A 12,286-nucleotide genomic window follows, 5' to 3' on the forward strand; every position below is an offset into this window, starting at 1 on the left:
GGCAAAGATGCTTGGGTCCGGGGATAGGGTGACCTTCCTGGGATTGGGACATATGGGCTTTCACATGGCGAATGCGATCGCCAATGCCGGCTATTCGGTCGTCGGCTGGAGCCGCAGGCCAAAAGCGTTCGAGGGCGAGCCGAAGTTCAAATTCGAACCAGGCCTCGATCGAGCCATCGATGGCGCCGACGCAATCGTGGTCTGCGTGCGCGACCATCTTGCCGTTGAGGATCTCCTCTTCAAAAGCCGCATTTTTGAGCAGATCGCGCCTGGTGGGCTCGTGATTGACATGGGAACGTCGGGGCCGCAAACGGCCATTCGCCACGGGCGCATGTTTTCGGAACGGTCGGTCTCCTATCTTGACGCACCCGTTTCGGGTGGGACCCAGGGAGCCAAAGACGGGACCCTATCTATATTCGTCGGCGGATCGCCAGACGATTATGCTGCTGCGGCTGGCCTGCTGTCAGCGATGGGGCGACCTTCTTATCTTGGAAGACATGGCTCGGGCCAGATCGCCAAGCTTGCCAATCAGATCATCGTCGGTGTGACCATCGCAGCCGTCGCCGAAGGGCTTGCCTTCGCGGAGGCGGGCGGCCTGGAGCCCTTGGAATTTCTGGCGGCGCTTGATGGCGGCTTTGCAAGCAGCCGGATCCTCGCGTTGCATGGCCCACGCATGGCCGCGAGGGATTACTCGGCGGCAGGTGCGGTAAAACTTCATCTGAAAGACCTCACTCTAGGCTTGCAGGACAGCATCCTTTCCGACCTGCCTCACGCACAGCTCGTAAAGTCCGGGTTTGAACAGCTTGAGGCCTCCGGGGCTGGAGCGTTGGATCACAGCGCCTACGCCGCGCTTTACCAGGGTCGGGGCGCGTATTGATGACACATCGTTGCCTAAGCGCCTTGCTCGGTAGCAGTTTGGAACGTCTCGAACGGGCGGGTAGCGCCATCAAGATCGCGAGCGGCCTGCGATGGGGTGAAGGGCCGGCCTATCTTAAGGTGTCGAACAGCTGGATCTTTTCGGATATCCCCAATGATCGGGTTCTGTCATTCAGCGAACGGAATGGGCTTGGCATCTTTCGCAGCCCATCCAATTTCTCCAATGGGCACTTCGCAACGGCCGATGGTGCTCTCCTTTGCTGTGAACATCTGACGCGGTCGGTTTGCCTCATAACGCAGCTCGGCGAGCGCAGCATCATTGCTGACCGGTTCCAGGGAAAGCCGCTCAATTCGCCGAATGATGTCGTCGAGGCCCCGGACGGCACGATATGGTTCTCCGATCCGACCTATGGGATTTTGACAGATATCGAAGGCCGGCGCGCTCAAACAGAACAAAGGCACAATCGCGTCTATCGCTATGATCCGACCTCGCACGCGCTGACCGGTGAGATCGAGGATCTATCCATGCCGAACGGCCTGTGCTTTTCCAACGAAGGCCAATTTCTGTTCGTGGCTGACAGCGGCGCCGAAATGGGCCCGGAAATCGGCTTCGATCCCCAGGGACCTCGGGACGTGTTCCGCTATGCCATCGATCGCAATGGCAAGGTGGCGGGTGAAAGGACCCATGTCTGTCGCATCGCGGTGGGTGTGCCAGACGGAATGCGGTTTGATCCTGAGGGAAATCTTTGGGTTGCCACGGGTGCCGGCCTGGAGTGTTTCTCGCCGGACGGCGAGAGGCTTGGGATGATCACGGCACCTGAGACGGCATCGAACCTCGCCTTTGGCGGAGCAGATCGGGATCGCGTCCTGGTTACGACGGAAAAGGCGGCCTGGTTGTTAAGGCTTTGAACGGCACCGGCCTAATTTTGGCATGTTATCCAGTCCGATCAGGCGGCGCAACACGGTTGGCGCCGCTCGCCAACTGATCGGTACGAGTGCCAATTCGGTGCCGGACAATCTCTAGGGATGCGGGAGTCCAGGAAAGAAAATCGCGACAGGTTCTTGTCGTGTAAGAATGTATACATTATAAGAGTATGGCGCGCTGACGCCGTAGATAAAAATGGGAACAACGAAAATGAGCGCATTGAAACAGACAACAGCCGCGACAATGGTCGCGCTAATGACGTGGGCCGGAGCGGCTTCCGCCGCCGATATCAAGCCGGCGGTTCTCTATGATCTCGGAGGTAAATTCGACCGAGGATTCAATGAGAGCGCCTTCAACGGCGCGAGCCGCTTTAAGAAGGAAACGGGCATTCCGTTTCTGGAATTCGAACCCGCCAATGATGCCCAGCGTGAACAGGCGCTGCTGACCTTTGCGCGACAGGGCGCAGATCCAATCGTCACCGTCGGATTTACCTGGGAGGTTGCGGTCAAGAAAATTGCCCCGAAATATCCGAAGGCGCATTTCGTCATCGTCGATAGCGAGGTCGATCTTCCGAACGTGCAATCGGTCGAATTCGCCTACAATGAGGCCGCCTTCATGGTCGGTGCACTTGCGGGGCTGAAGACGAGAACCAACACGTTAGGGTTCGTTGGCGGCATGGATATACCCCTTATCCGCGACTATGAATGTGCCTATAGTCACGGGGCGAAATACACAAATTCGAAGGCATCCGTACTGGGAAACATGACGGGAACGACGCCTGCGGCATGGACCGATCCGGCTCGAGGACGAGAGCTTGCGCTCGGCCAATATGACCGTGGCGCCGATATCGTCTTTGCTGCAGCCGGCGGAACGACGCTTGGCGTCCTCCAGGCTGCAGCCGATGCCGGCAAGCTGGCGATCGGTGTCGACAGCAACCAGAATGGCATCCAGCCGGGTCACGTCCTCACCTCGGCGATGTCGGCAACCGATGTTGCCGTTTATCTCGCCCTCAAGGATGCCCGCGACGGCAATTGGAAGGCCGGCGCAAAACATCTCGGGCTCAAGGAAGGTGCCGTCAGTTGGGCGCTCGACGACAACAACCGCCCTATGCTGACGGCTGAAGATCTCGCCAAGATGGACGCCATTAAGGCCGACATCGTCAGCGGAAAGCTCGTTGCGCCCGATTTCGTCAAGAGTGGAGCGTGTCCCCCTCTTTGAACAGGGCTCGCTATCAGAGCGCCAAGCACAGAGCCGGACGGTTGCCGCCCGTGCTCCCCGACTGACGGAGCATCGAGACATGACTTTGAAAAGAACGCCACCGATGGTGGTGGATAGCCCAGCCGTGGAGTTTTTGAACCTCTCGAAACGGTTCGGCTCGGTTGTTGCCAATGATGAGGTAAGTTTCACCATTCCCCGGGGGACCATCCATGGCATCATCGGTGAAAATGGTGCTGGCAAGTCGACGCTGATGAGTGCCTTGTTCGGCATCTATCAACCCGACGCCGGCGAGATCAGGATCCAGGGAAAGCCCGTCAGGATTGACAGCCCCGCGCACGCAATCAGGCTCGGCATTGGCATGGTGCATCAGCATTTCATGCTTGTTGAGCGCCTGACAGCGCTCCAGAACATCATTCTTGGAAATGAGGATGGCCCCTGGCTCGGAGCGAGCCTCGGTAACGCTCGTGGGCGCGTCATGGAGCTGCAGGCCAGGTACGGTCTGCAATTTCCGCTTGATCGCGCCATCCGAGACCTTCCGGTCGGCACGCAACAGCGCGTCGAGATCGTCAAATCGCTTTATCGAGGCGCCGACGTTCTCATTCTCGATGAGCCGACGAGCGTTTTGACCCCGCAGGAAGTCCAGACCCTTTTCAAGGTTTTCCGCGAGCTCTCGGCTGAGGGAAAGACGGTGGTCTTGATCACCCACAAGCTGCAGGAGGTCGTTGACGTCACGGCAAGTGTCACCGTTCTGCGGCACGGACGAGTAATAGGCACCAGGAAGACGGCTGAAACGACCAAGACGCAGCTAGCGGAAATGATGGTCGGCAGAAAGATCCAGGCCACAACCGGCGAGCGGACGGCAACGGGGACCGACATTAAGGTGTCCGTGGAGCGACTGACGATCAAGGATGATCTGGGTGTCGTCAGGGTCTCGGATCTTTCCTTCGAGATCCGTGCCTCGGAGATCCTGGGCGTGGCCGGCGTTTCGGGAAATGGCCAGACCGAGCTGATTGCTTGCCTTGCGGGACAGCTATCCGCGGAAACGGGCTCCATTCGGCTCGGTTCGCTTCAGTGGCGGGCCGGAGCCGCGATGTCGTCGCTGTCGATCCGTCAAGCGGGCACGGCCCTTGTTCCCGAAGATCGCCTTCGTCATGCGGTGATCGGGAGCTGGACCGTTCGCGACAACAGCGTTCTTGGCATTCATCGTTCGGGCAAGATCCCCGGAACGGGCATGCGCATGCATTCCGGGAAAATTCTGGCCTGGTGCCGCCAGCTGATGGAGGCACATGATGTTCGTCCGGTCGACCCGATGCGCAGGACGAGCGTGTTTTCAGGGGGCAATCAGCAGAAGCTGGTCATGGCCCGGGAGCTCGCAACTCAGCCGGACATCATTCTCGTCGGGCAACCGACGCGAGGCGTGGATGTCGGCGCTATCGAGGCCATCCACGGCAGCCTGATGCAACAGCGCAACGACGGTAAGGCGATTTTGATCGTTTCGGTCGAGTTGGAAGAGGTCATGGCGCTCTCCGACCGTATTCTTGTGATGTTCGAAGGGCGTTCCATGGGTGTGCTTGATCGCAACGAATTCGATGAAAACACGATTGGCCTGATGATGGCGGGATCCTCGCATGAGGAAGCGATTGAGCACAAGAAACAGGAGGCGCTCTCGTGAACAGGACCACAACGGCATTGGGTAGCGTGCTCGCTGCCCTGATCAACATCATTTTTGCGCTCGCCCTTGGGGGTATCCTCGTGGCAGCCGTCGGAGAGGATCCGCTTGCGGCCTTCTCGGTTGCCATTTCCGGTGCTTTCGGGAGCCTCGATGGCTTTGCCTATACCTTGCATTATGCGACGAACTTCATCTTCTCCGGTCTCGCCGTCGCGGTTGCCGCACAAGCAATGCAGTTTAACATTGGCGGTGAGGGCCAAGCCTATATCGGCGGCCTTGGCACGATGATCGTCTGTGGTTTACTACCCTGGTTCCCCTGGTGGGCGGCACTTCCACTGGCCATCATAGCTTCGATGGCTTTCGGAGCCATATGGGCCTTTATTCCTGCCTACATGGTCGCCCGACGCGGCAGCCACCTTGTCATCACGACAATCATGTTCAATTTTCTGGCTTCGTTGCTCATGATTTACTTGATCGTGAACCACTTCCGCGAGGCGGGCTCGATGATCCCTTCAAGCGGTCCCATTGCCCAGAACCTGGAATTGCTCAAGTTCGACCAGATTCTGTCTGCCTTTGGTGTCGACATCCCGGAATCTCCTCTGAATGTCATGGTGATCGTGGCCCTCTTGGCCTGCATGGCCGTCACCTTTCTTGTCTGGCATACACGGTGGGGCTACGAGTTGCGTGCCGTTGGCGCAAATCCCGCGGCAGCCTCCTTTGCCGGCATAAATGTCAACCGCATCGTCATTCAGGCCGTGTGTCTTTCCGGAGGCCTTGCCGCACTCATTGCCGTCAACGAAATCATGGGTGCACAGCATCGGCTCATGCTGGATTTCGCTCTCGGCTACGGCTTTACGGGGATTGCGGTCGCCATGATCGGCGCCAATCATCCAGCCGGCATCATTCCAGCAGCCGTCCTCTTCGGCGCTCTCTACCAAGGCGGCGCCTCGCTTTCCTTCCTGTTCCCGTCGGTGTCGCGCGACGTCGTCACGGTGCTTCAGGGACTGGTCATCCTGTTTGCCGGCGGTCTGACACATGTATTGCGTCCATTTAGCATCGCGATCGTCGAGAGCATCTTTGACAAATGCAGGGCGCGAAAGGGAGGCGTATCATGGAATTCCTAGACTTCGTCCTCATCAGTGCGTCGGCCTTGCGGCTTGCCGTTCCGGTCGTTCTTGCCGCCATGGGCGGCCTTTACGCCGAGAGTTCCGGGGTCGTCGACATCGGCCTTGAGGGCAAGATGCTATTCGGTGCCTTTGCAGCCGGCACTTGCGCTGCGTTGACCGGCGATGCCTGGATGGGGCTTGCCGGCGGGATGGCGGCGGCAATCACGATCGCAATGGCGCAGGCCTTCGCATCGATCACGCTGAAGGGCAACCAGATTGTCATCGGCCTTGCGGTCAACATTCTCGCGAGCGGACTGACGGCCTTTCTGGGTATTGCCTGGTTCCAACGCGGGGGACAGACGCCCAATCTGGAAACAGGAGCGCGCTTTGGCTCGATCATCTTCCCTCTGACCGAGCAAGTTTCAAGCGTGCCGCTGCTCGGGCCGATCTACAAGGATATTTTGAGCGGCCAAACGATCCTGACCTATCTGTCCTTGCTCGTTGTTCTTGTGACATGGCTTGTCCTCTACAGAACCCGCTACGGTCTGCGAATTCGAGCAACCGGCGACAAGCCGCAGGCAGTCGATACCGCCGGCATCTCGGTTTCACGGCTGCGCTATTCGGCGATGGCGATCAACGGTGGACTGTGCGGTGCGGCGGGCGTCTACCTTGCGCTTGTGCAAGGAGGTGCGTTCTTTCGAGACATGACCGCGGGTCAGGGCTACATGGCTCTGGCAGCCCTCATCTTCGGCAATTGGAGGCCGGGCCGCGTCTTTCTGGCCTGTATCGTCTTTGCCTTTGCCGACGCTCTCCAGGGCCGCCTGCAGGGGGCTGGCATATTCGGAATCGAAATACCCGTCCAACTCGTTCAAGCCGTTCCCTATCTGCTCACAATTCTCCTGCTGGCCGGCATCGTCGGCAAGGCCGAGGGCCCGGCGGCTGCAGGCAAACCATATTTCAAGGGCGAGCGCTGAGCGTTGGCCATCATCTTCCAGGAAAGGATAAAAAATGCCAATCAAAGTCATAGTCGATACCGATACCGGCGTGGACGACGCTATGGGCTGCGCGCTTGCCTTGCGGTCCCCTGAGCTGGACGTCCTCGCATTCACTTCGGTTTTCGGGAACGTGAGTGTCGAACTTACAACGGAAAATACCGCCTATCTCATGGAGGTCTTCGGCCGGCCAGACATCCCCCTGGCGAAAGGTGCAGGGCGAGCCCTGGTCGGCACCCCGAATTATTCGCCCTTCGTTCATGGTGATGACGGTGTCGGAAATGCGGGCTTCGACAAGGCCAAGACGGTAAAACCCGTCCAGCAGTCAGCCGCAGAGCTTACGGTCGAGCTGGGGCGCAAGCATCCAGGCGAGATCACCTACATCGCACTTGGCCCGCTGACGAACCTTGCGCTTGCCTTGGCAATTGATCCCGACCTCCCGAAATACCTGCCCCGCGTCGTTTGGATGGGCGGTGCAGCTTTTGTTCCAGGCAATGTCACGCCCGTGGCGGAGGCAGACGCCTGGCACGATCCGGAAGGCGCGCAGATGGTGCTTCAGCAGGCGGGTTGGCATATCGACATGGTCGGGCTCGACGTGACCGATGACACCATCCTCGTCGAGGAAGATCTGAAGAGACTGGAGGCAGGCAGTGCCCAAGGGCGATATATCGCCGCCATGATGCCGTTCTATATGCGGTTTTACTCGGCAAAACTTGGCCAATATGCCTGCGCGGCCCATTCCGCATTGACGGTGGCGATCGTTGCTGATCCGGCAATTGTGACCAGAGAAGAAAAATATCCGGTGCAGGTGGAGCTGACGGGCAAGCTAACGCGTGGAATGACGATCGCTGACCGGCGAACGAACAACTCCAATGGCGGATCACCCGAGTGGAAGGACACCCCACTTACCAACATTCTGATCGACGTTGATCGGCCGCGGTTCCGAGAAATGTTCCTCAGCAGGATAGAAACTTAACATGAATACCCGTGCCCAGTACCAGGACGCCATCGAACGGGTGGGCATCGCGCACCATTTGAGCGCCTGGCGCTGGGCGCTCGCGGGTACGCCGCCTTTGGGGATTGCGGTCGAGAGCAGTGACATCGACATTGTCTGTCATGCCGGCGACGACAAAGTCTTTGCAGAGAAGCTCTGGCACGCCTTTAGCGACAACGAGGCTTTCAAGCTCTGGCAGTGGACCGGTGCGGGACGACCTGTGCTTTCGCGCTTTCGCGCTCAGGGATGGGTGTTCGAGATCTTTGGGAGCAGTGTCCCGATTGAGGACCAGCGCGCCATGCGACATTTCGAGATCGAACGACGCCTACTCGATCTCGGCGGCGCTCGCTTTCGCCAAGCGATCATCGAGAGGAGGCGGGCTGGCCAAAAAACTGAACCGGCTTTCGCCGCTCTGCTTGGACTTGGCGGAAACCCATACGAGACAATGCTCGAAATCGGCGCGCTCACGGACAAAGATCTGATCCTGCTCTTAGGGCGGTCGGGGTTCGTTGGGGGCATGGACCAGGGACTTGAACAATGCCAAGACGATTGACATCTGCAGACATTCTTCCAATGGACGATGAGGCAACCCTCATCGGGCGCGTCTGGTTGACCGCCGAAGATGGGCCTTGCCCAGTCACGGTCGACAAGGGGGTCGTGCGCAATATTTCCAGCCTCGGCGCGACCATTTCGGCCATCTTGAACGAAGGCGATGAACGTCTCGCAAGACTGAGCGCCTTTCCAGTGATCGGCGAACTTGAAGAGTTTCTTCCAAGAGGCAACTCCGCCGGTTCAAAGGGTGTGCTTCTCGCGCCCAATGACTTGCAGGCGGTCAAGGCCGCAGGGGTCACATTCGTGGAGAGCATGCTCGAAAGGGTCATTGAGGAGCGCGCCAAAGGCGAGCCTGAACTTGCAGATCAGATCCGCGCCGACTTGAACCGCGCCGTTGGCCGGCAACTGGGGTCGATCGTTCCGGGATCGGACGCAGCTCTGAAGGTAAAGTCCGTCCTTCAAGCCGCCGGACAATGGTCGCAATACCTCGAAGTCGGCATCGGTCCCGACGCGGAAATCTTCACAAAGGCTCAGCCATTGTCGTCGGTTGGCTGTGGGGCAATGGTTGGCATCAATCCGATGTCCTCCTGGAACAATCCGGAGCCTGAAGTCGTGTTGGCCGTCAACGCAGCGGGCAAAATCAGGGGTGCGACGCTCGGCAATGACGTCAATCTGCGCGATGTCGAAGGGCGATCAGCCCTTCTGCTTGGTAAAGCCAAGGACAACAATGGTGCGTGCGCAATCGGCCCGTTCATTCGCCTGTTTGACGATGGCTTCTCGCTATCCGACGTCGCAAGCATGGAGGTTCGCCTGACCATCGCCGGCGAAGACGGCTTCATGCTTGAGGGCACGAACGACATGACAAAGATCTCCCGCACGCCGCAGGATCTCGCTCGACAGACGATCAACGGCAGTCATCAATATCCAGACGGCTTCATGCTGTTTCTCGGGACAATGTTTGCACCCGTCAAGGATCGCTCCGGGACTGGACTTGGCTTTACCCATCAACTGAACGACGAGGTGCGCATCTCGTCGGATCGTCTCGGCAGTCTGATCAACTGGGTTGGCCGATCCGACGAAATTCCACCCTGGACCTTCGGGATTGGCGCCTTGATGAACAACCTTGTCAAGCGAGGCATGATCCAATGAGGAGCAGAGAACAGCGTCGTCTGCGTTCGCAGGACTGGTTCGACAATCCGGATCATATCGATATGACGGCGCTCTATCTTGAGCGCTTTATGAACTATGGCATCACGCCGGAGGAGCTGCGGTCGGGCAAGCCGATCATCGGCATTGCCCAGAGCGGCAGCGACCTCACACCCTGCAATCGCCATCACCTCGATCTCGCCAAGCGCGTGCGCGACGGCATTCGCGATGCAGGCGGCATCCCGATCGAATTTCCGACACATCCGATCTTTGAGAACTGCAAGCGCCCAACAGCGGCACTCGACCGCAATCTGGCCTATCTCGGTCTGGTGGAAGTGCTCTACGGCTATCCGCTCGACGGCGTCGTCCTGACGACCGGCTGCGACAAGACCACGCCATCGGCGCTGATGGCCGCTTCTACCGTCAATATTCCGGCAATCGTTCTCTCCGGCGGCCCTATGCTCGACGGCTGGCATGAGGGCGAGCTTGCCGGATCGGGTACGGTGATCTGGCGCTCGCGCCGCAAGCTGGCCGCGGGAGAGATCGATGAAGAGGAATTCATGGAGGCGTCGCTTGCCTCGGCGCCCTCGATCGGCCATTGCAACACCATGGGAACAGCCTCGACCATGAATGCCATGGCGGAAGCGCTCGGCATGTCGCTGACCGGCTGCGCCGCCATTCCCGGCGCCTATCGCGAGCGTGGCCAGATGGCCTATCGCACCGGAAGGCGGGCGGTCGAGCTGGTCCTTGCAGATATCAAGCCTTCGGATGTGCTGACGCGCGAGGCTTTCCTCAATGCGATCAGGGTCAATTCCGCCATCGGCGGTTCGACCAATGCGCAGCCGCATCTGGCCGCCATGGCCAAACATGCCGGCGTCGAACTCTATCCCGACGACTGGCAGGTGCATGGCTTCGACATTCCGCTGCTGGCCAATGTGCAGCCGGCGGGTGCCTATCTTGGCGAGCGCTTCCACCGCGCCGGCGGCGTCCCGGCCATCATGTGGGAGCTGCTGCACGCCGGAAAGCTCGATGGGAGCTGTCCGACCGTGACCGGCAGGACGATGGCGGAGAATTTGAAGGGCCAGGAGGCTGGCGATCGCGAAGTCATCCGCCCATTCGCCGAGCCGCTGAAAGAGCGGGCTGGCTTCCTCGTGCTCAAGGGCAATCTGTTCGATTTCGCCATCATGAAGATGAGTGTCGTCTCCGAGGATTTCCGCAGTCGTTATCTGCAGGAGCCGGGCCACGAAGGCGTGTTCGAGGGCCGGGCTGTCGTTTTCGACGGCTCCGAAGACTATCACAAGCGCATCAACGATCCGGATCTTGGCATTGATGAGCGGACTATTCTCGTCATCCGCGGCGCCGGGCCGATCGGCTGGCCGGGGTCTGCCGAAGTCGTCAACATGCAGCCGCCGGATGTGCTGCTCAAGCGCGGCATCCGCAGCCTGCCCACGATAGGAGACGGCCGACAGTCCGGCACGGCCGATAGCCCTTCTATTCTAAATGCATCGCCGGAAAGTGCTGCCGGCGGCGGCCTTGCCTGGCTGAGGACCGGTGATGTGATTCGCATCGATTTCAACCACGGTCGTTGCGACATGCTGGTGGAGGAGACGGAAATCGAGCGGCGCAAGGGCGACGGCATTCCGGCCGTTCCGCCCGATGCGACGCCTTGGCAGCGGATCTATCGCCGCTCCGTGACGCAGCTTTCCGATGGCGCCGTGCTCGATGGCGCCGCAGATTTCCGCAATCTCGCGGCTGTTCCGCCACGGCACAATCACTGATTTGGCGGAGGGGAATTATGGTTTCAGAGAACGAGATCTTTGGTCGCCTGTTCGCCAAGACGACATTGGTGCGGGTGAATGCGTATGTGCCCTACTCGAAATTTCCGGTCGCGGCCTGCGTGCTCTCCGAGAGCGGAGAAGTCTTTGCCGGCGTCAATGTTGATAATGCTTCCTTTCCGGAGACGTCCTGTGCTGAGGCAAACGCAATCGGCGCCATGATTTTGGCTGGGCACCGGCGCGTTACCGCGGTCTTGGTGCTCGGTGGAAGCCAAGACGACCCAGGCATCGTTTGCACGCCCTGCGGCGGCTGCCGACAGAGGCCCGCGGAATTCATCAGTCCGGACGCCCCGGTCTATTCCTGCGGACTGGAGGGAATTCGCGATGAAAGCCGATTTGCGCATCTTCTGCCCAAGGGCTTCGGTCCGGCCAACCTGGCCACCTAGTGAAGGGATAAGTCAGTGAAACTCAACTTAATCGCCGGCGAGTGGACCGGGACGACCGGTGCCGAAAATATCAACCCGTCGGATACGAACGAGATCGTCGGCCTCTATGCGAGTGCCAGCGTGCAGGATGTCACTGACGCGATCGCTGCCGCCAAGGCTGCCTTTCCGTCCTGGTCGCGTTCCGGCATTCTGGAGCGCCACACGATCCTGAAGAAGGCCGGCGAGGAGATCCTGGCGCGCAAGGAGGAGCTCGGTGCGCTGTTGGCCCGTGAAGAGGGCAAGACGCTTCCGGAAGCGATCGGCGAGACGATCCGCGCCGCGCAGATCTTCGAATTCTTCGCCGGCGAGGCCCTGCGCCTGGCGGGCGAGGTGCTGCCCTCCGTTCGTCCCAACATCGGCGTCGAGATCACCCGCGAGCCGCTCGGCGTCATCGGCATCATCACGCCCTGGAACTTCCCGATCGCCATTCCGGCCTGGAAGATCGCGCCGGCGCTCTGCTACGGCAACACCATCGTCTTCAAGCCGGCCGATCTCGTGCCTGGCTGCTCGTGGGCGATCGTCGATATCCTRCACCGCGCCGGCCTGCC

The 12,286-nt window shown here is 59.7% G+C and carries 12 protein-coding genes; all 12 read left to right on the forward strand.

Annotated features, from left to right (window positions below; translation table 11 throughout):
• The first annotated feature begins 7 nt into the window (after positions 1–7).
• Positions 8–877: an NAD(P)-dependent oxidoreductase gene (locus QD409_RS20205; protein WP_430763498.1), complete on the forward strand. Its 870-nt coding sequence runs from the start codon at positions 8–10 to the stop codon at positions 875–877.
• Positions 877–1,785, forward strand: a complete 909-nt coding sequence (locus tag QD409_RS20210; RefSeq protein WP_430763483.1) for an SMP-30/gluconolactonase/LRE family protein — start codon at positions 877–879, stop codon at positions 1,783–1,785. Before QD409_RS20205 ends, QD409_RS20210 begins: the two co-directional genes overlap by 1 nt.
• A gap of 226 nt (positions 1,786–2,011) precedes the next feature.
• Positions 2,012–3,019, forward strand: coding sequence for a BMP family lipoprotein (locus QD409_RS20215; protein WP_430763484.1), 1,008 nt, complete (start codon positions 2,012–2,014; stop codon positions 3,017–3,019).
• Between the two features lie 79 nt (positions 3,020–3,098).
• Positions 3,099–4,691: an ABC transporter ATP-binding protein gene (locus tag QD409_RS20220; protein ID WP_430763485.1), complete on the forward strand. Its 1,593-nt coding sequence runs from the start codon at positions 3,099–3,101 to the stop codon at positions 4,689–4,691.
• Complete coding sequence (locus QD409_RS20225) at positions 4,688–5,812, forward strand: ABC transporter permease (RefSeq protein ID WP_430763486.1); 1,125 nt, start codon at positions 4,688–4,690, stop codon at positions 5,810–5,812. Before QD409_RS20220 ends, QD409_RS20225 begins: the two co-directional genes overlap by 4 nt.
• Positions 5,800–6,768, forward strand: coding sequence for an ABC transporter permease (locus QD409_RS20230; protein ID WP_430763487.1), 969 nt, complete (start codon positions 5,800–5,802; stop codon positions 6,766–6,768). The genes QD409_RS20225 and QD409_RS20230 overlap by 13 nt, the downstream gene beginning before the upstream one ends.
• 34 nt (positions 6,769–6,802) lie before the next feature.
• A complete protein-coding gene (locus QD409_RS20235; protein WP_430763488.1) occupies positions 6,803–7,762 on the forward strand; it encodes a nucleoside hydrolase in 960 nt (319 codons plus the stop codon).
• Between the two features lies 1 nt (position 7,763).
• Complete coding sequence (locus QD409_RS20240) at positions 7,764–8,333, forward strand: DUF4269 domain-containing protein (protein ID WP_430763489.1); 570 nt, start codon at positions 7,764–7,766, stop codon at positions 8,331–8,333.
• Positions 8,318–9,481, forward strand: a complete 1,164-nt coding sequence (locus QD409_RS20245; protein ID WP_430763490.1) for a fumarylacetoacetate hydrolase family protein — start codon at positions 8,318–8,320, stop codon at positions 9,479–9,481. The genes QD409_RS20240 and QD409_RS20245 overlap by 16 nt, the downstream gene beginning before the upstream one ends.
• On the forward strand, positions 9,478–11,256 hold the full coding sequence (locus QD409_RS20250; RefSeq protein ID WP_430763491.1) for an IlvD/Edd family dehydratase: 1,779 nt from the start codon (positions 9,478–9,480) through the stop codon (positions 11,254–11,256). Before QD409_RS20245 ends, QD409_RS20250 begins: the two co-directional genes overlap by 4 nt.
• A gap of 17 nt (positions 11,257–11,273) precedes the next feature.
• Complete coding sequence (gene cdd / locus QD409_RS20255) at positions 11,274–11,699, forward strand: cytidine deaminase (protein WP_430763492.1); 426 nt, start codon at positions 11,274–11,276, stop codon at positions 11,697–11,699.
• Positions 11,700–11,714: 15 nt separating this feature from the next.
• On the forward strand, positions 11,715–12,286 hold a 572-nt coding region (locus QD409_RS20260; RefSeq protein WP_430763493.1), incomplete at its 3' end, for an aldehyde dehydrogenase family protein.

This window comes from Rhizobium sp. BR 315 (assembly GCF_050577975.1).
GTDB classification, from domain to species: Bacteria; Pseudomonadota; Alphaproteobacteria; order Rhizobiales; family Rhizobiaceae; genus Rhizobium; species Rhizobium miluonense.

Bases quoted from the DNA above. Each gene is read 5' to 3' on its own strand.
- QD409_RS20240 (WP_430763489.1), top strand. From the start codon at position 7,764: ATGAATACCCGTGCCCAGTACCAGGACGCCATCGAACGGGTGGGCATC.
- QD409_RS20205 (WP_430763498.1), top strand. From the start codon at position 8: ATGCTTGGGTCCGGGGATAGGGTGACCTTCCTGGGATTGGGACATATG.
- QD409_RS20235 (WP_430763488.1), top strand. From the start codon at position 6,803: ATGCCAATCAAAGTCATAGTCGATACCGATACCGGCGTGGACGACGCT.
- QD409_RS20250 (WP_430763491.1), top strand. From the start codon at position 9,478: ATGAGGAGCAGAGAACAGCGTCGTCTGCGTTCGCAGGACTGGTTCGAC.
- cdd (WP_430763492.1), top strand. From the start codon at position 11,274: ATGGTTTCAGAGAACGAGATCTTTGGTCGCCTGTTCGCCAAGACGACA.
- QD409_RS20220 (WP_430763485.1), top strand. From the start codon at position 3,099: ATGACTTTGAAAAGAACGCCACCGATGGTGGTGGATAGCCCAGCCGTG.
- QD409_RS20245 (WP_430763490.1), top strand. From the start codon at position 8,318: ATGCCAAGACGATTGACATCTGCAGACATTCTTCCAATGGACGATGAG.
- QD409_RS20215 (WP_430763484.1), top strand. From the start codon at position 2,012: ATGAGCGCATTGAAACAGACAACAGCCGCGACAATGGTCGCGCTAATG.
- QD409_RS20210 (WP_430763483.1), top strand. From the start codon at position 877: ATGACACATCGTTGCCTAAGCGCCTTGCTCGGTAGCAGTTTGGAACGT.
- QD409_RS20230 (WP_430763487.1), top strand. From the start codon at position 5,800: ATGGAATTCCTAGACTTCGTCCTCATCAGTGCGTCGGCCTTGCGGCTT.